This window comes from Nocardia niigatensis NBRC 100131, assembly GCF_000308655.1.
Taxonomy (GTDB): Bacteria; Actinomycetota; Actinomycetes; order Mycobacteriales; family Mycobacteriaceae; genus Nocardia; species Nocardia niigatensis.
In genome coordinates, this window is sequence record NZ_BAGC01000049.1 from 13578 (window position 1) to 36095 (window position 22518).

Below are 22518 nucleotides of genomic sequence, written 5' to 3' on the forward strand. Positions count from 1 at the left end.
TCCCGTACGAGCCACACCTACGCAGCCCGCACCCCCGACGCTACCGCCGAAATCGCGATCCGGCTTCCGGACTGTTGGGCGCATTCATGAAGATCGCGTAAACGGCAGTCCACTTAGCGTGTTTCGCCCAATTCATCGAGAAGTATCGGGACCTGGCTGCGCTCCGGCTCTTTCGTGGCCGTGACCAGCGTCAACGAGCCGGATGCGGCCTCTTCCCGCACCCGCGCGAGCCCCTCCCGCGCCACGTCCGCGCCGAGCTCGATTCGATACTTCCGCTCGAACTCGGAACGGCGTGTCTCCGGCGCGGCGTGATACCACTTCCGCGGCTCGTTCGACAGCGTCACGTCCTTGGCCCATTCGTCCATGGCCGCTTGCTGTTTGCTGATCCCGCGCGGCCACAGCCGGTCCACCAGCACCCGGCGGCCGTCGGCCGCATCGGGGTCGTCGTAGACGCGCTTGACCCGGTACCTCGGTTGCTGTGTCATGGCCTCCATTACAGTCGAAGTCATGGCCGAAACTGCGGATCTGGCAACGCTGCCCACCAAGGAATTGCACGACCGTGCCGTGAAGCTGGCAGCCCGGCGCGGCGACATCAAGTTCCTGTGGGAACTGCTGAAGGCGATTCCGGGCGCCGAGGTCGCGGCGGGTAATCAGGGCGAGGGCGAGGTCGACATCTGGAACACCGCCGCCCTGCTCGACGACTACTTCCACGCCGGCGAGGGCAAGGTCGGCGAGGCGCTGCGCCCCATGTACCTGGACTACCTGAAAAAGCACGCCTGACCCGGACACGGACGGGCGGCGCGATCGCCGCCGCCCGTCCGATCCCCTTGGGGCATAGCCGGGTTCGCTGCCTCGGCCCTACACTCCGGTCATGACCGCTGCTGCCGCACCGGAACTGGTCGTGTATCGCCGCCCCGGTTGCCCGTACTGCTCCCGCATGCGCCGCGTGCTCAATCGCCACGGCATCATCCACCGCGAGATCGACATCTGGCAGGACCCGGAGGCAGCGGCCTTCGTGCGCTCGGTGGCGGGCGGCAACGAGACCGTTCCGACGGTGGTCCTCCGCGACGGCTCCTCCGAGCGCAACTGGGTCAACCCCGATCCCAAGCAACTGATCGGCATCGTCTCCGCAGACGCACCCCAGCTCACCGGCGGCCCACGCCGCTTCTGGCCCTTCCAGTCCGTCGCAGTGCCGCCGAAGGCGGCACGACAGAGCCCGCCGCGATCGTGAGATCGCGACGGGCTCTTGGTCTTTCGGCCGGGTGTCAGCCGAGCAGGCCCCAGTTCTCCAGGCCGTCGTACAGCGGGAAGTCCTGGGCCAGCGTGGAAACGCGCTGACGCAGCGAGTCCAGGTCGGCGGAGCCGGTGAGGGCGGCCGCGATGATGTCGGCGACCTCGGTGAACTGCTCGTCGCCGAAGCCGCGGGTGGCCAGCGCCGGGGTGCCGATGCGCAGGCCGGAGGTGACCATCGGCGGGCGCGGGTCGAACGGAACGGCGTTGCGGTTCACGGTGATTCCGATTTCGTGCAGCAGATCCTCGCCCTGCTGGCCGTCCAGCTGCGAGTTGCGCAGGTCCACCAGCACCAGGTGCACATCGGTGCCGCCGGTGAGCACGGTGATGCCCTTGGCCTTGGCGTCGGGCGCGGTCAGGCGCTCGGCGAGGATCTTGGCGCCGGAGATGGTGCGCTCCTGGCGCTCCTTGAACTCCGCGCTCCCGGCGATCTTGAAGGCCACGGCCTTGGCGGCGACGGCGTGCATGAGCGGACCGCCCTGCTGGCCCGGGAAGACCGCGGAGTTCAGCTTCTTGGCGAACTCCTGCTTGGCCAGGATCAGGCCGGAGCGGGGGCCGCCCAGGGTCTTGTGCACGGTCGAGGACACCACGTCCGCGTGCGGCACCGGCGACGGGTGCAGCCCGGCCGCGACCAGACCGGCGAAGTGCGCCATGTCGACCCACAGGTAGGCGCCGACCTCGTCCGCGATCTCGCGGAAGGCGGCGAAGTCCAGGTGCCGCGGGTACGCCGACCAACCGGCGACGATCACCTTCGGGCGGGTGTCGCGGGCGATCTTGCGGACCTCGTCCATGTCGACACGGTGGTCTTCCTTGGACACGCCGTAGGCGTGCACCTCGTACAGCTTGCCCGAGAAGTTCAGGCGCATACCGTGAGTGAGGTGGCCGCCGTGCGCGAGATCCAGGCCCAGCAGCTTCTCGCCGGGGTTCATCAGCGCCATCAGCACCGCGGCATTGGCCTGTGCGCCCGAGTGCGGCTGGACATTGGCGAAGTCCGCGCCGAACAGCTCCTTGACGCGGGCGCGGGCCAGATCCTCGATGATGTCGACGTTCTCGCAGCCGCCGTAGTAGCGGCGACCCGGGTAGCCCTCGGCGTACTTGTTGGTGAGGACGCTGCCCTGCGCCTGCAGGACCGCGCGCGGCACGAAGTTCTCCGAGGCGATCATCTCGAGGGTGTCGCGCTGGCGAGCGAGTTCGCCGCCCATCGCGGACGCGACCTCGGGATCGAGTTCGGCGAGGGACTGGCTGTTGACAGAAGCGCTCGTCTGGGTCACGCCGCCGAGTCTATTGGCCGAATCCGGCGCACCGATCAGGGGGTTCTGTGAGTCGTTCTGGGCGTCCTGGGAATCGCGCATGGCGCACCTCCGTTGTCCGGGTACCCCGAAGGTATTCGGGGATCGCCAGGCACCCAGGCGCGCGGTGCCGGACTTCGGTGCTTCCCGGTGGTTGCTTCCACCTCGAGTGCGCCAGTCGCGGTCCGCCCATCCTATCCGGCGGCCGGCTCGGCCGATCCGCCGCCACGCGCGGCCCAGACCTGCCCCGGAAAGTGGGGGCAGAGGAATCGTCGGCGCAGGGGGACCGGCCTATCTACCGGGAGCGGTGGACATCACTCCGAAATCAGGCTATGGCGGGGCAACAAATCTCGGTAATGTATCGCCGCGCTGGCCCAAATCTGCGCGCCAGTGACATTGTCCCATCTGAGCTTTCGAGGAAATCATTCATGAGCGCTGACGCCACCACCATCCAGACCCTCATTTTCACCCTGCTCAAGACCATGTGCACCATGTCCAGCGGCGGCGCGTCCTGCTCCAGCTGGGGCGCGTAAGCACCGACCACGGACGTCGGGGAGTACCCCTCACATCCGCCGGATCGCGCCGGGTGTGAGGGGTTCGTCCAAGAGCCGGCGAAAGCGCTCGGACCGGTCGTCGGCATCGGCCGCCCGGTCCAGCCACCCTCCCAGCAGTCGATACCCCTCCACATACGTGGAGATATAGGCCCGCCACAGCGGCGATGACAGGAATCGCAGCGACTGCGCGGCCCGCTCCGGGGTGATCAGACTCCAGCGCTGCAGAAACTCCGACACCTCGCCGGCATCGCGCCGGCGATCGTGCAGCAGCAGCGCGGCATCCTGGCGCACGCTCAGCAGATTCGCGGACGCGCTCGAAATCCTTTCGGCGCGTTCGCCATCGAAGCGCAGCCCCAGGTCCGCGTAGATCTCCTGCGCCCAACGGCCCCAGCCCGGGCCGACGATCGACTTCAGGGCCAGATCGGCCAGCCCCTCCGCCATCAGGCACTGCGGGGTGTTGACCACGAACAGCGTCTGCTCGTCCTGGCCCGCGCCCACCAGTCCGGCCTCCTTGCGGCAGTGCTCGGTGTGATGGCCCGGGTAGGCCTCGTGCGCGATCAGGTGCGGCAGCTGCGACATGTGCTGTTTGAGATCGGAGTTGATGGCCACCCGGGACTGGTAGTTGCCCAGGTAGTAGTTGAAGCCGGACCACGGCTTGTCGCCCACCACTTCGTATTCCACGTGCTCGTTGTCGGGCAGCGGGTAGCGGTCGCGGACCAGTTCCCGCAGCGCGCCGGAGAACGCGTCCACACATTCCCGCAGGCGCTCCGGCGGAATCTCGTCGTGGCAGCGGTGCGCGGTGATGCGGTCGAGCAGTTCGCCGTCGCCCGGCAGCGTCTCGTCCAGCAGCCGGTGTGCCTCGCGATAGCGCTCGGTATCGGCGGGCGCGATATCCACGTCGAAGTAGGCGCGGACCTCGTCCACGAAGTTGATGTCCTCGCCGGCGAATTTGCGCCCGGAGCATTCCAGCGCGCGCAGGTGCGCCTCCAGGAATTCGGCGCGTTCGGCGGGCAGGCCCGCGTCGGGCAGTTCCTTGCGCAGGGCGGCGGCCCGGTGCGCGAGATCGCGCGGGTCGGGCGCGGGCGCGTTCTCCACCTCGCGGCGCAGCGCAGGGTCACCGGTGTACGCGTCGACGAATCCGTCTTCGAGCCGGTCGAACGCCAGGCCCAGCCGCAGATAATCGGTCACCAAGGGATGCGCTCTGTTCAATTTGCCCTCCGCTTCACTCCGGGCGGGTTCGCGGCCCCGGAGGTCTCGATTCTTCACCTCCCTCCGCTCCCCCGCTTCGCTCCCCGCTCCACTCGGTCCAGAATCGAGACGGGCCGCGAACCATTATGGCCATCTGAGGCGCGGATCAACCTGTCCGGCAACCTCACCGGGGACACCCGGCAGCCGAGATGTCGCCTATCTCACTCCGGTTACCCACGAGTAGCAACACCTGGTGTTCACCCGAATGTTGGAGCCGAGCACAATTCGGCTATGCGTGGAGTGTTGGCCGGATCGCCGGGCACGGCGACGATGCGGCTTCCCGAGAGCTGTCGTTGTCGGCCGGCCCGAGTGCGGGGACACAGGTAATGGCACGGATGAGCGAGCCCAGCCCCTACGTGGAATTCGACCGCAAGCAGTGGCGCACCCTGCGCAAGTCGACTCCCCTGGTGCTCACCGAGGAAGAACTGATCGGCCTGCGCGGCCTGGGTGAGCAGATCGACCTCGAGGAGGTCGCCGAGGTCTACCTGCCGCTGGCCCGTCTCATCCACCTCCAGGTCGCGGCGCGGCAACGCCTGTTCGCCGCCACCGCCACCTTCCTCGGCGAGACCCATCCGGACCGCCAGGTGCCGTTCGTCATCGGCGTGGCGGGCTCGGTGGCCGTCGGCAAGTCCACCACCGCGCGCGTGCTACAGGCGCTGCTGGCGCGCTGGGACCACCATCCGCGGGTGGATCTGGTCACCACCGACGGATTCCTGTACCCGACAGCCGAACTCACCCGGCGCGGCATCATGCACCGCAAGGGCTTCCCGGAGTCCTACGACCGGCGCAAGCTGCTGCGTTTCGTCACCGAGGTGAAATCCGGTGCGCACGAGGTGTGCGCGCCCGTGTACTCGCACATCGCCTACGACATCGTGCCGGGCGAATACCACTGCGTGCGCCAGCCCGACATCCTGATCGTCGAGGGCCTGAACGTGCTGCAGACCGGGCCGCGGCTGATGGTGTCGGACCTGTTCGACTTCTCGGTCTACGTCGACGCCCGCATCGAGGACATCGAGAACTGGTACGTGCAGCGCTTCCTGTCGCTGCGCAAAACCGCCTTCCAGGATCCGGATTCGCACTTCCACCACTACGCGAACTTCAACGATCAGGAAGCGACCAACCAGGCCAAGGAAATCTGGCACAACACCAACCGGCCGAACCTGGTGGAGAACATCCTGCCGACCCGTCCGCGCGCGACCCTGGTGCTGCGCAAGGACTCCGACCACACCATCAACCGGCTGCGGCTGCGCAAGCTCTAAAGCTTCCAGGCCGCATCGAGTCTGGCGGCCACATCGATGTCGGTGGCGGCCCGAATGTGCGGTTTGCCGATCTCGGCGGCGATGTAGCGCGCCACGAAGCGGCGGATCTCGTGGTCGACGCTGGCCAGGATGCGCAGCAGTTCTCCGCGCCGGGTGGCGCTGGCGACATTGATGCGGACATTGCTGGGCTGGGGCTCGTCGATCTCGATGAGCACCCGCAGCGCTTCGGCGGTGCGGACGGTCAGATGCAGGTGAATGGTGCCGTCCACGCGGAACGGATAGCGGTCCACGGCGAGGTCGATGAGCAGATCGACCTTGAGTGGGATCACCAGGTCGAACGAAATGATGCCGTCGAGTTCGCGATTCAGCCGCGGCTGCCCGAGTCGCACGGCGGCCGAGAGCTTCGCGAGTTTGCCCGGGCCCGCCCCGATCGGCCCGAATTCGAACGCCTCCCCCGTGAGCTTCTCGAACGCTCCGGCAATCCGCTCGGGGGACGCGGCATGCTCCAGGAATCGGCGGCCGAAGTCCTCGTAGCTGATGTAGGGCTCCGCCACGACCTGGTATTCCGCCGCACCGGTTCCCGATTGTCCAGGTAGATCCAGCCCTTCGCGTAGCTCGCTCATACCTCCCGACGGTACGGGAGCGACCGGCCCGCGACCCACGGAAGCCATTGCACTGCAATGGAACCGTTGATTCGCCGTGTTCTACACCCCGAAGCGGCGGTGCCGGGCCGCGTAATCACGCAGGGCGCGCAGGAAATCCACCCGCCGGAATTCCGGCCAGTACGCCTCGGTGAACCAGATCTCCGAATACGCGCTCTGCCACAACAGGAATCCGGACAGCCGCTGCTCGCCGGAGGTGCGGATGACGAGATCGGGATCGGGCTGGCCGGAGGTGTAGAGGTGCTGGCTGATGGCGTCGACCGTGATGGACTGGACCAGATCCTCGCCGGTTTCGCCCGCGTCCATCTCCTGGCGGACCAGTGAGCGCACCGCGTCGGCGATCTCCTGGCGGCCGCCGTAACCGATGGCGACATTCACGTGCACGCCGGTGCGGCCCTCGGTGCTCTTGGCCGCCTCGCTCAGGCGCCGGGCGAACTCGGCGGGCAGTTGATCCAGGGCGCCCACGATGCGGACGCTCCAATCCTGTTCCGGCGCAGAGAGTTCGTCGACGACGTCGGTGATGACCTCGAAGAGGGTCTCGAGTTCGTCGGCGTCGCGGCGCAGATTCTCGGTGGACAGCAGGTAGAGGGTCACCATCTCGATGCCCGCCTCGCCACACCAGCCCACGAGTTCGGCGATCTTCAGCGCACCGACCCGATGGCCGTGCGAGATGTCGCTGAACCCGTTCTCCCGCGCCCACCGCCGGTTGCCGTCGCACATCACGGCGACGTGCCGGGGATGTTGTTTGCCAGCCAACTGCCTGGACAGCCGTGACTCGTATATGCGATATGGGAGTCCACGCACCTGACTCGCAATCTTCACGGCCGCAACCCTACGCTCACCCGCCTCGCTCCTCCGCCTCCCCGTGGATTTTGCCGGTCGTCCGAGCCCACTCGCCTTTTCAACCGGACCGGCGGTAATGAACGGGTCCGGGTTCTGACGTACCCGATGAGTTACCCGCGTCGCAGCGAAATCAGTCGTCATTTCGGGCATCGAAGCTCACAATGGGTACTCGCCATAACCTACGGTACCGTAGGTTACTGAGGAGGAAAATATGGCCGACGCAGTACAGCCTGCCGATGGGGCCCCCAAGCCCGTCGACACGGCAGTGGGGCTCATCGAAACCATCCGCGAGGAGCTGGAACTCATCAAGCCCCGCATGCGCGGATGGATTCATGCCTGGGCCGTGGGTGTGGCCGCTGTAGCGGTGGTCGTGCTGGTGTCGGTGGCGAGCACGGTGTCGGCGAAGGCCGCCTGGTCGACGCTGGTCTACGGGGTCACGGTGTGCGGAGTCTTCGGGATCAGCGCGACCTATCACCGGGTGAACTGGAAGACCGCGCGCGCCCGCATGTGGATGAAGCGGGCGGACCACTCGATGATCTTCCTGTTCATCGCGGGCAGCTACACGCCGTTCGCTCTGCTCGGGGTGCGCGGCAGCGCCGGGACCGTCCTGCTGGCCATCGTGTGGGTGGGAGCGCTCGCCGGGGTTGCGCTGAAGATGCTGTGGCCCACCGCTCCTCGCTGGGTCGGGGTGCCGCTGTATCTGCTGCTGGGGTGGGCCATCGTGCCGGTGGCCGGGACGCTCATCGGGCATGTCGGCTGGACGCCGGTGATCTTGCTGCTCGCAGGCGGTATCGCCTACAGCGTGGGCGGGATCCTGTACGCGTCGCGCTGGCCGGACCCGTGGCCGGAGGTCTTCGGGCACCACGAGTTCTTCCATGCCGCAACGGTGGTCGCGGCGCTCTGCCACTACGTTGCCGTCTGGTACGTCCTGTTGCGCTGATCCGAGCAATTACTCACAAACGTGCAATCTGGGGCGAACGTTCTCTAAAGTCTGCGACGTGACCAGCAGACTCATCCTGTGGGCGCTGCGTGCGCCGGGGGGTCTGTCTGCTGTCGTCATGGCGTGCAATCTCGGTGGCCTCGCGGTGATCACCACCGAACTGTTCCTGAGCGGTTTCCTGAGCCGGCTCGGGCCGGACTGGATGGCCACCTTCATTCAGGTGTCGATCTATCCCGCCATCGGCGCGCTGGTCGGCATCATGCTCGCGGTGCGGGACCGGCACCACTACTTCAGCTGGCTGGACCAGCGCCGGCCACCGACCGAGGTCGAGGCGAAACGGCTGCTGCGGCTGCCGGTCGCGATCACCGGCCGGGCCCTGGCCATCTGGCTGCCGGGCGTGTTCGTGGCCGCCTTCGTCTTCGCGCACGCCACCGGGGACCGCAGCTTCCCGGTCGTGCTGTCGATGTTCACCCTGGGCGGGCTGGAATCGGCGGCGCTGACCTTCCTGATCGTGGACCGGCTCATCCGGCCGACCATTCCGGTGGTGGCCGAGGTGCTGGACGAGACCGCGCACTGGAGCAATACCGTGCTGGCCCGGGTGCTGGTCACCTTCGCGGTGGCCGGGGCGGTGCCGCTGTTCATGTTGATCACCGTGCTCGCCGACCCGTCGACCGCCGCCCAGGACCGCATTCGGACCGGCATCTACATGGCCATCGTCGGCTTGTCCGCGGGCGTGGTGGCGACCGCGGCGCTGGCCCGCGCGGTCGCCACGCCGATGCACACGTTGCGGGCCGCGCTGGATCGGATCGCGCACGGCGATCTCGAGGCTCGGGTGACGATCAACAGCACCAGCGAGATCGGGCGGCTCGAGCATTCGGTGAACGAACTGGCCGCCAATCTCAGTGAGCGCGAGCGCATGCGGACCGTCTTCGGCCGGCACGTGGGCACCGAGGTGGCCGAGCGGGCGCTGTCGGGCAGCCCCAGCCTGACCGGTGACATGCGGGTGGCGACCGCGCTGTTCGTGGACGTGACCGGGTCGGTGGCCATGGCCACCGAGCTCGCCCCGCACGATTTCGTGGCCAAGCTGAACCGGCTGCTGTCCATCGTGGTGGCGGCCACCGAGGACAACCACGGCCTGGTCAACAAGTTCGAAGGCGATGCGGCGCTGTGCATTTTCGGCGCGCCCATCGCGCTCGACGACAACGCCACCCCGGCGTTGCGGGCCGCCCGCCGGATGCGCGACGAGGTAGCCGCGCTGGGCGAACTGGATGTGGGCATCGGCATCGCGCGCGGGCTGGTGTTCGCCGGCGATGTCGGTACCGACAGCCGGCTGGAGTTCACCGTCATCGGTGACGCGGTCAACGAGGCCGCCCGCCTCACCACCGAGGCCAAGCTGGTGCCGCGCCGGATTCTGGCCAGTCAGGCGGTCATAGACGCCGCCTGCCCCGACGAGCGCACGCGGTGGATCCTGCACGACACTCTCCACCTCCGCGGCCGCAGGGAACCCACTCCGGGCTGGACCGACGTGGCGTCCCCCGCAACGCCCCACCGCAACGGCAACGGCCTGACGGCCGCCCCCCGACCGGCCGGACTTCCCGCTTCGGAGTCCGCCGACCGGGCCGCGGATCGCTAATCATCAAGCCGCGCAGAGGTCACCCGGAGGGCGGTGCCGGGCCGCGCGCACCCAGGGGCCGGGACCTGGCGACAGTGCGGTGAAAAACCTGATCTGAACACGATTCCGGACTGTAGGACCGCCCGATGCGCGGGGCAACGGAATATGCGGTGCGCACGCGTGCGGACCGAGGAGTGGACCGGATCGAATCCCACTGTGGTACTGCGGAACCGGACCGATGCCATACCCGCGGGTGATTCGGCGCGGTGTGGGGAACCGGACAGTGGGGTCATGACCGAGATCGGCGCGTTCGAACGGAAGTCGGCGGCGGGGTGGGCGCAGCCCGAGCGGGCGATACTGGCCTACCGGGCGATCGTGGCCGCGCTGGTCGCCGGGGTGGCGGAGACCCTGGGGCACGCCACCCTGGCCCTCTACGATCCCGGCACGCGGGCTTCGGGGCTCGCGGCCGGGCTGGCGGTGCGGGCGGCGATCTACCTGACGGTGTTCGCACTGGCGGCCCGGATGCTGTTCGGAAGTCGTTGGGCGCGCGGGATGCTCGTGCTGGGGCTGGGCACGGTCGGGCTGGCCTCGCTGGTGGTGGAGCCGGTCGGGGCGATCCTCTCGGCCGGGGACCTCGGTGCGCTGTGCACGGGCTGGACTCCGAAGACTGTGGTATTCGGGGTGTTTCGCGCCGTGCACATTGTCGCGGTGCTCGTCGCCGTCCCCGCCGCGGTGCTGGCGGGGCAGCGCGTCGATCAGGCGGTGGGCGGGGGCAGCAGTCCGGCGCGCACATCCTCGACCGTGGTGACCGGGAGGTCGCAGACCGAGCCGCGGCAGATGTAGGCGGCGGAAGTGTCGCGCACCGGGGGCCGGTCGGCCAGCAGCGGCTGGGAGTCGACGGCGCCGGAGACGATGACCGATCCGCCCGGGGCGGCGGTGCGAGCGGCGGCCAGTAATGTGGCGGCCCAGCCGGATTCGCCGTCCGGTCCGTCGACGACGGCCACCTGGATCGGGCCGCGCAGCGCGGCCTCGGCGACGGCGAGCCAGTGGCCGGCCGAGCGGGGTGCGCGGGCCAGCAGCACCGCTCCCCTGGTCAGGGTGTGATCGGCCAGCTGCCGGTAGCGCTCGGACCGCTCCGGGCCGGTGAGGGCGGCGGCGGTGAGCAGCGCCTCGGCGAGCACCGCGGCGCCGGACGGGGTGGCGCCGTCCAGAGGGTCGCGCGGGCGGGTCAGCAGGGTCTCGGCGTCGTCGGCGGTGTCGAACCAGCTGCCGGAGGTTTCCGGATCGGCGAAGTGGGTGATGGCGGCGTCCAGCAGATCCTGCGCCGCGTCCAGCCACTCCCCCTCGGCGCTCTGATGCAGCGCGAGCAACCCGAGTGCGAGCCAGGCGTAATCCTCCAGCACACCCGGGGCGACGCCGGGCACGCCGCCGAGCGAGGCGCGGCACACCCGGCCGTCGGTGACGTGGGCGTCGAGCAGGTAGCGGGCACAGCGGACAGCGGCCGCGATCCACTCCGGATATCCATGCGCCGCACCGGCTTCCGCGAGCGCGACGATGGCCATGCCGTTCCAGGCGGTGACCACCTTGTCGTCGCGCTCCGGCTGCGGACGGCGGGCGCGGGCGGCGGACAGGTTCGCCCGGATCGCCTCGAACCGTTCGTCATCGACCGGTTTCGGATCGGTGTACCGGGTCAGCACGGAGGTGCCGTGCTCGAAGGTGCCCGCCGTGGTGACATCGAAAAACTCTGCGGCCCAAGCGCCGTCGAGCGCACCGAGCGCGCCGTTGAGCTCGGCGGGCGTCCATACGTAGGTGGCGCCCTCCACCCCCGGACCGTCCGGCTCGAGGTGCGTGTCCGCGTCCAGCGCCGAGGCGAACGCCCCCTGCTCGGTGCCGAGATCGGTCAGCAGGAACTGCACGGTCTCGCGCGTCACCCGCAACGCCAGCGATTCCGCCGCACCGGTCACCCGATCCCCCGCGGACCCGTCATACCCCCGTCGCGCGAGATGCGCGTACACCCGCAGCAGCTGCGCATTGTCGTAGAGCATCTTCTCGAAGTGCGGCACCAGCCACGCCGCGTCCACCGAATACCGCGCGAACCCGCCCCGCAGCTGGTCATAGATCCCGCCGCGCGCCATCGCCTCGCAGGTGAACGAAACGGCGTGTAGCACAGTGGGATTGCCGGTCACCTCATAGTGCCGCAGCAGTCCTTCGAGCAGCGCCGACGGCGGAAACTTGGGCGCGCCCCCGAATCCCCCGTGCTTCCCATCCACATCCTTCAACACCGCGTTGACCGCATGCTCGACCAACTCCGGACCGACCCCGATCTCCGCATCCGGCAACCCCGCGGTCTGCTGCCGCAGCGCATCCGCCACCTGCCCCGCCGCCGCGTCCACCTCGTCCCGCCGATTCCGCCACGTCTCGGTCACCGCGGTCAGCACCTGCGTGAACGACGGCATCCCGTGCCGCGGCGTCTTCGGGTAGTAGGTCCCGCAATAGAACGGCTCCCCCTCGGGCGTCAGGAAGCACGTCATCGGCCACCCGCCCTGCCCCGTCATGGCCACGGTGGCATTCATGTACACCGCATCCAGATCAGGCCGCTCCTCCCGGTCCACCTTGATGCACACGAAGTTCTCGTTCATCAGCGCAGCAGTCGCCTCATCCTCGAACGACTCGTGCGCCATCACATGACACCAATGGCAACTCGCGTATCCGATGGACAGCAGGATCGGCACATCCCGCTCCGCCGCCTCGGCCAGCGCCTGCGCGTCCCACTCCCGCCAATCGACCGGATTTCCGGCATGCTGACGCAGGTAAGGTGATGTCGCACCAGCCAATTGGTTCACACCCATCAACCTCCTATACCGAGCAGGCTCACTGCACGCTTCGCCACTTCTCCTCGACCCGCCGGACTCGGATTTGCCGGAATGGCAACATCTGTCCTGCCACCGCACCCGCGCACTCGTGGGCCATCACTTGAAGACTAGTGCGCCGTACCGTGACGACGTACAGGCGAGTTGCGGCGGCCGCACAGTCAGCGCAGCCACTGCGGACACGGTGAGCCCGGGTGTACTCGCGGACCCGGTCTCGATGCTGTTCGGCGTCGAAGACGATTGTGGTGCTGGGATCGCTGAGCACGGCGGCGCGACACCACCGGTCCCGTAAGTCGGCACGTCGCAACGACACGCGCGGGGACTCAGCAATGCGTGGGTGCCGAGGCGGCGGGCACCGCCCATCGTCGGTTACTGCACAGAAGCGGTTGACGAAGGGCGGTGCCCGGTTGCGGATTCTCTATTTGCCTGGCGTGGACGCCTGCGCGGGATCTTTGCAGTAGGCGGTATCGGGCGGGCAGGGCGCGAGGATCGTGGAGAAGTATTGGATCGCGGAGAACAATGTGATGGGCCCGCCGGCGACGACGAGCCCGGCCATGGTTCCGACGGCACCGAGGGTGGCGGCACCCAGGACACAGCCCGCGATGGCGGCGCCGACGAAGGGGACGAGCAGTGCCATGACGGGACTGGTGAGCACGGCACCAGCGGCCGCGCCGACCAGACACCCAGCACCCGCGCCGAGCACCGCGCCCAGGACCGCGCTGACGGCGGCTCCGATGGCCGCACGCTGCGCGAACACGCCGAGGGCCTGAGCGTCGCGGGGAGTGAAGGATTCGGCGATCTGGGTGGCGGCCCGATCGGTGGTGATGACCTGATCGCCGGTGACGGCCTGTGAGGTCGGCACGGGTTGTCCGGTGTTCTTCTCGGGGGTGAGTGTTGCTGTGCCGCCGTCGATTCGGGCGGCGATCGGGTACGCGGTGTTGTCGATGCGATAGGTGAGTGGGACCGCGGCGATCGGTCGGTCGGCGGGGTCGGTGAGGACGAGCTGGTCTCCGGCGAGTTTCAGGCCGCCGCCGCTGATGGTCAGCAGTGCGGCATCGCCCTGACGTGTGACTTCGTAGTGGACAGCGGCGCCGCTGTCGCCGGGTTGTGGGCCGGCGTTGGCGGTCGCGGTGGTGAGCGCGAGGGCCGTCGCGGCGAGCACGGCGGTGGTGGTTTTCCTCATCGATTGTTTCCTCGGGTTATCGGTGTACATCGGTGGTGGAATGGTTTGTGCGCGTGATCAGTTCGGTGAGCGCCCGCCCATCGCGTTGATCGCATCGGTGACCCGGCCGAACGGCGGGGATGCGGCCGTGCGGTCAAGCAGCCGGGCGGCTCGTGTTCACGAGGGCCAGGCGGCGCAGTCCGGCCGGGTAGGTGTATCGGCCCACGGCCAAGGCGGCGATCGCGGCGACGTAGGTCAGCGGCACCAGGCGCAGCGCGGCGGCAAGCCCGTAACGGTCGGCGAGGAAACCCACGACCAGCGGCCCGAGCGCAAGTCCGAAAATGTTGTTGGCCAGGGTGACCGTGGCGAAGGCGGTCGCCCGCAGACTGGGATGGGTCAGGCTGGCCACCATCGAACTCGTCGCTCCCGCAGATCCGGCCGCGGTCAACGCGCCCAGCGCCAGCAGGGTGAGCTGTGCGGGGCCGGTGTGCAGGCTGAAGGCGACGGTGAGCAAGACCAGCGAGATCGCGCAGTAGACCAGCGCGCTGCCCCACTGGCGTGCAGGCTGCCGACGGCCGACGCGGTCGGTGAGAAGGCCGCATACAACCATGCCGGTCCCGATGAGCAGCACATATCCTGCGGCCACGAGGCCGGCGCGGTCGGTGGGCAGGGCATAGGAGCGGTTGAAGAAGCTGGGCAGCCAGGCCATCAGCACGGCCGCGACGAACAGTTGCAGACCGCCGCCGATATAGGCGCACCACACCGACGCTGAGGAGAACAGGCTCGACAGCGGTGCCCGCACGGCGGTGGCGGTCGGTGTGAAGGCGGCGGCATCTGCCGCGACGGATTCGGCGAAAGTATGCCGACGCAAAGCCGATTCGGTGACCAGGACGCGAAACGCGCCGACCAGCACCAGCCCCAGACCGGCCATCAGAGCGAAGGTCCAGCGCCAGCCGACGTGCGCGGCGACGACACCGCCCAGCGCGACACCCAGGACCGACCCGAACGAACCGCCCGCCAGGAACGCCCCGCTCAGAGAGGCGCGTAGATGAGGCGCGAACACCGCCAGCATCACCGCGGCTCCGACGCTGCCGTATGCGGCCTCTCCGACCCCGACCAGGAAACGCGCGCCCAGCAGCTGTGCGTATCCGCTGGCGAAGGCGCACAACAGGGTGGCCAGGCTCCAGACCGTCGCCATGATCAGCATGCTGCGCACACGGCCCCACCGATCCGCGACCAGCGACAGGGGAAACGCCAGCAGTCCCACCATCAGGGCAACGACACTGGTCAGCGAGCCCAGCTGCGAATCCGACAGTCCCCATTCGGATTTCAGCAGCGGGAACACCGCCGCGAGCACTTGGCGGGACATGTAGTCCGACAGCATCAAACTGAAGGTCAACCCGAACACGACCCACGGGAAAACCCGTGAACGTTGATGCGGAGGTGCGGTGGCCCTCGCCGACGAGTCGACGGGGGTGGTGGAGATATCCATGGCGCTTCCTCGAGCCTGGTGGAACTGACGGTCCGGCCGCATGCGGCCGGACCGGTCGACGGACGGACATGCGCGGTGCGCCGATCGCGATGCCCGCGACCGGCTCACTCACCTGCGAAAGATCAAGCGTGGTGCAGGAATCCGACCTGCCCCGGCTGCCGGTTCGGCGGGTACCCGATCTTGGCCAGCGCCTCGTCGGTGCTGGAGTAGACCTCGTCGAACAAGTAAATGTCGCGCGCCTCCTTGCAGGAGGCCACACCGCGGCCGAGCTCGTCGGCGATGCGAACCATCTGCTCAACCTGTTCGACCGAGGTGCGCCGTTCGCCCTTGCGGCCCCACAGGTTGTCCTCGATACCGACCCGGACGTGCTGGCCCAGCGCGATCGCTACGGTGCACATCGGGGTGACGTTGCGCATGATCGTCTCGATCGTCAGCACCGCGCCATCCGGAGTCCGGCGGATGAACTCCACCAGGTCCGCCGGATGCAGCCCCGCCGAGCCACCGCCGATCGCAACATAATTCAGCACCAGCGGGCCGGTGTAGGAGCCGCGGCGAATCAATCGCTCGACCGTCTCCAGCTGATGCACCGAGCCGAGCATGAAATGCGGCTGGATGCCCGCGTCGGTCAGCCTGCGCAGATGCTCGAGGTAGAACTCCGGCCCGGCCTCGACGACCATGTCGCGATATGCCTTCTGCAGCACCGGGTTCTGCAGCGAGGTGCCGGCGATGTCGTCATCGGTCAGCAGCTCGGTGATGTTCATCTGGCTGGTGTTGATAGCGATGGTGACCTGATCCGGCTTCGGATCGAGTTCCGCGAGCAGGTGGCGGGTGTCGTAGTCCAGCCACTTCGCCTGCTCGGCGCCCTCCGGCGGCGCGAAGGAAATCGATCCGCCGACCTGCAGGATCATCTCCGGCACCGCCTCACGCAGGCGGCCCAGCATCTCGTTGAACAGCTCGAACCGCTTCGATCCCCGCCCATCTGCCTCCCGGACGTGGACGTGCAGCACCTGCGCGCCCGCGTTGTAGCAGTCCACCGCCTTCTGGATCTGCTCGTCCATGGTCACCGGAATGTCGTCGGAATCGCCGGGCAGGAACTCCGGGCCGTACGGGGCCACCTGGATGACCAGTTTCTCCTGGTTCTCCGGTAGCAGCGAATCATCGAGGTAGTGCATGATCGTCCTTCCTGATCGTGGATTTGCTTGTTGCGGAGCGGATTTACCGCTGCTCCGCGCGGCGACGCTCGTAGGCGTCGAGTTCTTCGGCGAGCACGGGGACCCCGATGTTGCAGGCATGGATGCCCAGCACACTGGTCAGCTCGAGGACTGCGAGGATCTCCTCGCGTGACACGCCCAGCTCCAACGCGGCGCGAATGTGGCGGCGTACCCCCGGCGAGTACATGTGCGTGCACGCGGCGTCGACCGCGATGCTCAGCAGTTCCACGAACTGCGGGGACAGCACGCCGCGCCGAACCGGCAGCGTGCCCATGGACACGAACTGCTCGGTCCACTCCGGGTCCCAATCCAAAAGCTTGTCCCACAGCGGATTCCAAGCGCCTCGAGCCTGCATGCCGTCGACGACGGGGGTGGGCACGGATTCGGATTCGATGGCCACGGGCAGCTCCTGCGATGCGTTGAACGTGATGGCCGACACGCTATGCGCCTCCGTAGCATCATGCTTGACCATATGAGACCGTGAACTTGACAATTCGGGACATCACGAGGGAGGGTCGTCCTATGGGACCGATGGTTCGAAGCGCCGTCCTGGGCGGCTACGTCGATCTGACGCTGTCACTGGGTGTCGACCCGATGCTCCTGTTGCGATCGGTCGGCATCGGGGCCGCAGCGCTCACCGCCAGCGATACCTGGCTGCCCGCCACCGACGTGGACCAACTGCTGGAACGCACTGCGCACGAGACGAACTGCGAAGAATTCGGGCTACTCCTGGCCGCGCGGCGCGGGTTGACCAACCTCGGGCCGGTCGCGCTGGTCGCCCGTGAGGAACCCGATATTCGCAGTGCGCTGCACATCGTGCTTCGCCACATCGCCCTGCACAACGAGGCATTGCGCACTCGGCTCACCCAGACCGACAGTCTGACCACCATCCACGTCCAGGCCGCACCCGACGCCTCACTCGGACGGCAGTCCACCGAACTCGCCATCGGCGCCACCTGCCGCATCCTGCGCGAATTTCTCGGCCAGGATTGGCATCCGCTGACGGTCTGCTTCACACACGACGGACCGGCACAGCGTGGCCGTGCCTACCAGATCCTCGGCCCCTCAATAGAATTCGAGCAGAGCTTCGACGGAATCGTGTGCTTCACCCACGACCTCGACACCGCCAACCCGCTCTCCGACCCCCTGCTCCGCCCCTACGCCCGCGAATACCTGCGATCCCTGGCCCCCGCCGGCGAATCCACCACCGAGCAGGTACGCGCCATCATCGAAACCCTGCTCCCCACCCAGCAGTGCACAGCCACCACAGTCGCCGACCGCCTCGGCATGGACCGCCGCACCCTGCACCGCCACCTGGCACGCAACGGCGAGACCTTCACCACCGTCCTCAATGCCGCCCGCCTGGACCTCGCCCACCGCTACCTCCCCCACCGCGACCGCAGTCTCAGCGACATCGCCGCCGAACTCGGTTTCTCCGAACTCAGCGCCTTCTCACGCTGGTTCCGCCAGCAGACCGGCCACAGCCCCGGAAGCACCCGCGCCAACTGACGATCGATATCCCCTGACGGATGCGTCGACGGAACGGCACGCATCGTCGACGCAGCCCCAACTCCTGCCGCGGGCCAACAGGTTCAATCCGCCCCACTATCAAGACATTCGGGGCCGGCAGGCGACTCTGTTGTCCTCCGGCGACGGCGGCGCGCTACTGCGGGTGATCGCCGGCGAAGCGGACGGTCATGCCGGCCCCGGAGACACCTTCACGCCCCTCACCCTCGTCCACGCGACAGTGAGTCCCGGTGCCGAATTGAGCCTGCCGTGGAACCGCGACTTCAACGCGCTGGCCTACGTGATGGCCGGAGTGGGAACGGCCGGAGTCGACCGGCAGCCGATCCGCAAGGGACAACTGGCGGTGTTCGGCCCCGGCGACGCGCTGACCGTGGCGGCATCCACCACCACGCCCGCAGCCGAGCCGAACCTCGAACTCCTCCTCGGCGGCGCCCCGATCCGTGAACCGATCGCCCAGTACGGCCAGTTCGTCATGAACACCCGCGCCGAACTGGCCCAAACCTTCGAGGACTTCCAGGCCGGCCGCCTCGGCGTCATCCCGTCGAACCGCCCGCCCCACACCGACGCCGGAGCCGACGCCCCGATCACCACCGAATGACCGCTCCGCGTTTGGATTTCGAAGTCGCCTACCGCGACCGGCCGGACCGCCGGCGGCCGGGCGAAAAACTCTGCCAGAACCCGGTTCGGGGGCCGGGGTGGCGTTGCGGGTCTGTTCGTCTGCGATGGCGGGCGTGCTCGACGACAACCCCCGCCGCCGCGCCCGGGGTCGCCGACAGGTGGGCGGAGTTGCTCGACGAACTCCGCTGACCAACCCCCCACCATCTCCCGAAGGGAGTTACTGCCGCCAGGATTCCCATACCCCTAAGGGGTATGAAAACCATCACATCGAATGAGGGTAGTTGCCTAATACCCCATGGGGGTATCAATGGACGGGTTGGAACTGCCAGTGGCCGACCGGCCGCCCGAGATCTCTATCAGGGAGTGATTACTATGTCCACCCGGAACTCCGCGCCGCCGCCGTCGCGACGCTGGATCGCCCTGGGGCTCATCGCCCTTGCCCAGTTCATGGTCATCATGGATACCTCGATCATCGGGGTCGCGCTGCCCAAAATGCAGGACGATCTCGGGTTCTCGCAGGGGAATCTGTCGTGGGTCTTCAATGCGTACGTCGTCGTCTTCGGCGGGTTGCTGCTGCTCGGCGGCAAGCTGTCCGACATCGTCGGGGCGCGGCGGATATTCCAGATCGGCTGGGGCGTACTGGGTGCCGGTTCGCTGGCGGCGGGGCTCGCCGGGAATGCCGCGGTCGAGTTGATCGGGCGGGGCGTGCAGGGCGCGGGGGCCGCGCTGATCGCGCCGTCGGCGCTGACGCTGCTGATGATGCTGTTCGGCAGCAATCCGGGTGAGCTGACCAAAGCGTTCGCCGTGTACGGGGCGGCCGCGCCGGCCGGTGGCACCGCCGGGGTGTTCCTGGGCGGGCTGATCACCCAATATGCCTCGTGGCCCTGGGTCTTCTACATCAACATCCCGATCGCGGTGGTGGCGCTGCTGGCCGCACCGGCCCTGGTGCCCGATGGCGCGATGGCGCCGCACGCGTCGGTCGACATCCTCGGCGCGGTGACCGCGACCCTGGGGCTCGGCGCGGCGGTATTCGGTGTGGTGCGGGCGGATTGGGCCGCGGGCTCGACGTGGGTGGTGCTGGTCGCGGCCGTGGTGCTGCTGGTCGCGTTCGTCGCCATCCAGGCCCGGCGCCGGGAACCGCTGATGCCGCTGAGCATCTTCCGCGCCCCGGATCTGGGTGCGGCCAATCTCGCGCAGGTACTGCTGGGCGCGGCGTGGGTGCCGATGTGGTTCTTCCTCAACCTGTATCTGCAGCAGGTGCTGGGGTATTCGGCGTTCCCGTCCGGCGCGGCGCTGCTGCCGATGACCGCGCTGATCATGGTCGGCATGATCGCCATCTCGCCGAAACTGTTCGCGCGCTTCGGCGCTCGCACCATGACCGTCGCCGGTTTGGTGCTGCTGGCCGCGGGACTGGTCCGGCTGTCGTTCATCCGTCCGGACGGCAATTTCTGGGTCGACGTCCTGCCCGGCTCGCTGGTGGCCGCGCTCGGCATGTCGCTGGCGTTCATTCCCACGCTGCAGACGGCGATCTCGGCCGCGCCGCCGCAGGAGGGCGGGCTCGCCTCTGGCATCGTGAACACCGGCTATCAGATCGGTTCCGCGCTCGGGCTGGCCGCGGTCACCGCCATCGCCGCGCACGCGGGCGCCGACAGTCTCGGTGACGCGGGCGCGCTCACCGACGGCTTCTCGGCGGCGTTCGTGGCGGCGGCGATCATCGCGCTCGCCGCGGCGGGCCTGGCCCTGGTCACCTTCCGGTCGCCGGCCCGGCGGGCCCGAGCGGTCACCGCCGGAGTGTGACGAATCCGGCCACCCCGGAAACCCGAACGGCCCGATGGGAACCCATCCCGGCCGGGCCGTTCGCCCGCACCGGAGATCGGCCGCCGCCGCGCCGGGTGCATGATGGGGCGCATGCTTCCCACCGATCGCCTGGCTCAGGTCGACCAGCATCGCGCCGTGATCGACACGCCCCTCGGCACCGTCGTGTTCGCCGTCGCGCTCGGCACGGAACAGGTACCTACCGGTCCGGATACCGTGTGGCGCTTGCCGAACGGCTCACACCTGCACCGCTGGCGGCACCGCAGCGCGACGGTCGATCTGCTCCTCGGCAGCATCGAGATGCCGGCCTGGGACGGCGGCGCGGCGGTCCCCATGTGGGCCGGCATCTGGCAGGTGCAGGCACACAGCGCGGTGCCCGCACTGACCGTCTCGGCCGAACTCACCGACCTCCCCGCGGACACCTTCGGTGGTCCCGACTCCGGCGAATGCCTCGCGGCCGTCACCGCCGAGAACGAGCGCTTCACGGTGTCGATCGGCGGACCGGACTCCGAACTGCTGGCCCTGCAGGCCGCCGACGGCCGCCTCATGCCCGCTGACTGGGCCGACCAGCTGCCGGCCGACGGCGACGACGCCGGCTCGGAATACGGTGTGCGCTACCTGGATCCGGCCGGCATCCAGTGGCGGCTGCCCGGCCTCGCCACCACGGAGGTGGCCCGGCTGTGCATCGCGACCGCCTGGAGCCCCCGCGACGACGACCGGCCCGCCGCCTGGTTCGCGGTCGACATCCCCCTCGACACCGCCTACCTCCACCTCATCGCCGACCGGCCCCCGAACGCCGCCGCCTGACCGGTCTCATGCTCGTGCCGGACCGCGCCGGCCTCGGCCCGACCCTGCCCGGCCCGGCGAATTGCCAGGTACGCCTGTGCCGGTGGAGGTGCGGCTGCGGCAGCGCGCGCCCGCGTGCCGGACGGAACTGGCCGCGCTCACCGAGTTGTTCGGCACGCCCCGAATCGATTTCGGGGCGTCCACCAATCGCGTCATCATCCGGAACACCGACCTGTCCCGCCGCTGCGGCGCGCCGACCCGATCCTGAACCGAATCCTGGTGCAGCAGGCCGAGATGACCGCGCCGCCGCGCATCACCACCTGGTCCGACCGGCTGCAGCAGGAACTGGCGGCCATGCTGATCGACGGCGCGGTGACCATCGACGCGGCGGCCCGCCGACTGCTGACCGGCCGCCGCACCCTGCGGCGCCGCCTCGCCGAGGAGAGCACCTCGTGGCGGTGCGAACTCGAAAAGGCCCGCCGGCAGCAGGTTCTCGACCAGCCCCGGGGCCTCACCCGGGCCGAACGCGCCCGCCGCCTCGGCTACGCCGATCCCCGGTCACCGCGCCGCGCCCAGCAGCGCTGGACCGACGTGAGCTGAGCCCGCTCAGTCCGGCTGGTCCCGGCGGAAACTCGCGGGCGACTGCCCGGTCCAACGCCGGAAGGCCCGGGCCGGCACCCGGTGAGCGCGATAGCCGAGCCGTTCCGCGTCGGCGGCGCCGCGAGGTGGCATCCTTCAGGGGGTTCACGCCCTCTCGCCACACCTCGATCAGGAGGCACCATGGCCGGATTGGCCCGCATCCGCCACGTCAAACTGCCGGTCAGCGACCTGGCACGCAGCGTCGCCTGGTACTGCGACCTGCTGGACCTGCGCCTGGCCGGCGAGTTCCGGGAGGAGGGCGAGCTGCGCGGGGCCCAGCTCATGCACCCGTCCGGCTTCGGCGTCGCGCTGCGGGAGCGCGAATACTGCGCGGGCACACCGGATTTCGGCGGCTTCGACGTCTTCGCCCTGGAGGTGGAGTCGGTCGACGACCTGCACGCCTTCGCCGCCCGCGCCGACGAACTGGAATACACCCGTGGCGAAGTCTTCGATCGCGGCCCCTACGGCGCGGCGCTGGACCTGGTCGATCCGGACGACACCGTGGTGCGGCTGCTGGCCAACAATCCCTTCCGCGCGGACCGGTTCCTCGGTTTGGACGCCGACGGCAAGGGCGGGTTCACCGTCTACGACACCCCAACCCTCGGCTAGCACCGACCCCTGGAGGGCACATAGCCCCAGGCAACGACTTCACACATTTGTACTAGACAAATGTTCCATTCCTTTAGTACATTTGTCTTAGA

General features: G+C 68.5%; 22 protein-coding genes, 1 pseudogene and 1 riboswitch. Of the genes and pseudogenes, 13 read left to right on the forward strand and 10 right to left on the reverse strand.

The genetic code is table 11. From position 1 onward, the window contains the following. Positions 1–113: 113 nt before the first annotated feature. Positions 114–509, reverse strand: coding sequence for a DUF488 domain-containing protein (locus tag ON33_RS23605; RefSeq protein ID WP_245550679.1), 396 nt, complete (start codon positions 507–509; stop codon positions 114–116). Between ON33_RS23605 and ON33_RS23610 the strand changes: the two genes are divergently transcribed. Continuing rightward, positions 508–780 carry a hypothetical protein gene (locus tag ON33_RS23610; protein ID WP_040861257.1) on the forward strand — a complete coding sequence of 91 codons (273 nt, stop codon included), beginning with the start codon at positions 508–510 and terminating at the stop codon, positions 778–780. The two genes, ON33_RS23605 and ON33_RS23610, sit on opposite strands and share 2 nt — an antisense overlap. A gap of 91 nt (positions 781–871) precedes the next feature. After that, positions 872–1231 (forward strand): glutaredoxin family protein, encoded by a 360-nt coding sequence (locus tag ON33_RS23615; protein ID WP_063711064.1) that lies wholly within the window; start codon positions 872–874, stop codon positions 1229–1231. Between the two features lie 34 nt (positions 1232–1265). Here ON33_RS23615 and glyA read toward each other — a convergent pair whose 3' ends face one another. Both glyA and ON33_RS23625 read right to left on the reverse strand, forming a co-directional pair. Then, on the reverse strand, positions 1266–2561 hold the full coding sequence (gene glyA, locus ON33_RS23620) for a serine hydroxymethyltransferase (protein WP_040861279.1): 1296 nt from the start codon (positions 2559–2561) through the stop codon (positions 1266–1268). A gap of 125 nt (positions 2562–2686) precedes the next feature. After that, positions 2687–2771, reverse strand: a riboswitch (ZMP/ZTP riboswitch). Between the two features lie 371 nt (positions 2772–3142). Next, positions 3143–4324 (reverse strand): hypothetical protein, encoded by a 1182-nt coding sequence (locus ON33_RS23625; RefSeq protein ID WP_040861258.1) that lies wholly within the window; start codon positions 4322–4324, stop codon positions 3143–3145. A 383-nt stretch (positions 4325–4707) separates the two neighbouring features. On the opposite strand from ON33_RS23625, the gene coaA reads away from it, so the two are divergent. Further along, positions 4708–5640: a type I pantothenate kinase gene (coaA, locus tag ON33_RS23630; RefSeq protein ID WP_040861259.1), complete on the forward strand. Its 933-nt coding sequence runs from the start codon at positions 4708–4710 to the stop codon at positions 5638–5640. Here coaA and ON33_RS23635 read toward each other — a convergent pair. Beyond that, positions 5637–6263: a hypothetical protein gene (locus tag ON33_RS23635; RefSeq protein WP_245550680.1), complete on the reverse strand. Its 627-nt coding sequence runs from the start codon at positions 6261–6263 to the stop codon at positions 5637–5639. The two genes, coaA and ON33_RS23635, sit on opposite strands and share 4 nt — an antisense overlap. Before the next feature lie 81 nt (positions 6264–6344). Next, on the reverse strand, positions 6345–7124 hold the full coding sequence (locus ON33_RS23640; RefSeq protein WP_040861261.1) for an isoprenyl transferase: 780 nt from the start codon (positions 7122–7124) through the stop codon (positions 6345–6347). Positions 7125–7356: 232 nt separating this feature from the next. On the opposite strand from ON33_RS23640, the gene trhA reads away from it, so the two are divergent. The 3 genes from trhA (at position 7357) to ON33_RS38475 (ending at position 10540) form a co-directional block, all read left to right on the forward strand. Continuing rightward, complete coding sequence (gene trhA / locus ON33_RS23645) at positions 7357–8085, forward strand: PAQR family membrane homeostasis protein TrhA (RefSeq protein ID WP_083869235.1); 729 nt, start codon at positions 7357–7359, stop codon at positions 8083–8085. 58 nt (positions 8086–8143) lie between these two features. Further along, complete coding sequence (locus tag ON33_RS23650; protein WP_245550681.1) at positions 8144–9718, forward strand: adenylate/guanylate cyclase domain-containing protein; 1575 nt, start codon at positions 8144–8146, stop codon at positions 9716–9718. A 270-nt stretch (positions 9719–9988) separates the two neighbouring features. Continuing rightward, positions 9989–10540: a hypothetical protein gene (locus tag ON33_RS38475; protein WP_157184686.1), complete on the forward strand. Its 552-nt coding sequence runs from the start codon at positions 9989–9991 to the stop codon at positions 10538–10540. Here the strand turns inward: ON33_RS38475 and ON33_RS23660 are convergent. From ON33_RS23660 to ON33_RS23680, 5 genes are all read right to left on the reverse strand, one after another. Beyond that, entirely contained in the window at positions 10453–12540 is a 2088-nt protein-coding gene (locus ON33_RS23660) for a thioredoxin domain-containing protein (protein WP_245550682.1), read from the reverse strand. The two genes, ON33_RS38475 and ON33_RS23660, sit on opposite strands and share 88 nt — an antisense overlap. A gap of 445 nt (positions 12541–12985) precedes the next feature. Further along, the gene (locus tag ON33_RS40630) at positions 12986–13750 is read right to left on the reverse strand and encodes a DUF8020 domain-containing protein (protein ID WP_051152703.1); all 765 of its coding nucleotides are present in this window, start codon (positions 13748–13750) and stop codon (positions 12986–12988) included. A gap of 133 nt (positions 13751–13883) precedes the next feature. After that, on the reverse strand, positions 13884–15221 hold the full coding sequence (locus ON33_RS23670; RefSeq protein WP_040861263.1) for an MFS transporter: 1338 nt from the start codon (positions 15219–15221) through the stop codon (positions 13884–13886). A 122-nt stretch (positions 15222–15343) separates the two neighbouring features. Beyond that, positions 15344–16393: a beta-keto acid cleavage family enzyme gene (locus tag ON33_RS23675; protein WP_040861264.1), complete on the reverse strand. Its 1050-nt coding sequence runs from the start codon at positions 16391–16393 to the stop codon at positions 15344–15346. A 43-nt stretch (positions 16394–16436) separates the two neighbouring features. Beyond that, the gene (locus tag ON33_RS23680) at positions 16437–16787 is read right to left on the reverse strand and encodes a carboxymuconolactone decarboxylase family protein (protein ID WP_051152710.1); all 351 of its coding nucleotides are present in this window, start codon (positions 16785–16787) and stop codon (positions 16437–16439) included. Between the two features lie 176 nt (positions 16788–16963). On the opposite strand from ON33_RS23680, the gene ON33_RS23685 reads away from it, so the two are divergent. From ON33_RS23685 to ON33_RS38485, 7 genes and pseudogenes are all read left to right on the forward strand, one after another. Beyond that, positions 16964–17941: an AraC family transcriptional regulator gene (locus ON33_RS23685; RefSeq protein ID WP_245550683.1), complete on the forward strand. Its 978-nt coding sequence runs from the start codon at positions 16964–16966 to the stop codon at positions 17939–17941. A 64-nt stretch (positions 17942–18005) separates the two neighbouring features. Further along, a pseudogene (locus ON33_RS23690) lies at positions 18006–18557 on the forward strand (pirin family protein); the annotation flags it as partial. 392 nt (positions 18558–18949) lie between these two features. Continuing rightward, complete coding sequence (locus ON33_RS23695; RefSeq protein ID WP_040861266.1) at positions 18950–20374, forward strand: MFS transporter; 1425 nt, start codon at positions 18950–18952, stop codon at positions 20372–20374. 111 nt (positions 20375–20485) lie between these two features. Further along, positions 20486–21199, forward strand: coding sequence for a hypothetical protein (locus ON33_RS23700; protein ID WP_040861267.1), 714 nt, complete (start codon positions 20486–20488; stop codon positions 21197–21199). 76 nt (positions 21200–21275) lie between these two features. Continuing rightward, on the forward strand, positions 21276–21446 hold the full coding sequence (locus ON33_RS41540) for a hypothetical protein (RefSeq protein ID WP_157184687.1): 171 nt from the start codon (positions 21276–21278) through the stop codon (positions 21444–21446). A gap of 11 nt (positions 21447–21457) precedes the next feature. Beyond that, complete coding sequence (locus tag ON33_RS23705) at positions 21458–21778, forward strand: hypothetical protein (protein WP_051152705.1); 321 nt, start codon at positions 21458–21460, stop codon at positions 21776–21778. A gap of 180 nt (positions 21779–21958) precedes the next feature. Next, on the forward strand, positions 21959–22426 hold the full coding sequence (locus tag ON33_RS38485; RefSeq protein ID WP_051152706.1) for a VOC family protein: 468 nt from the start codon (positions 21959–21961) through the stop codon (positions 22424–22426). Positions 22427–22518: the final 92 nt, after the last annotated feature.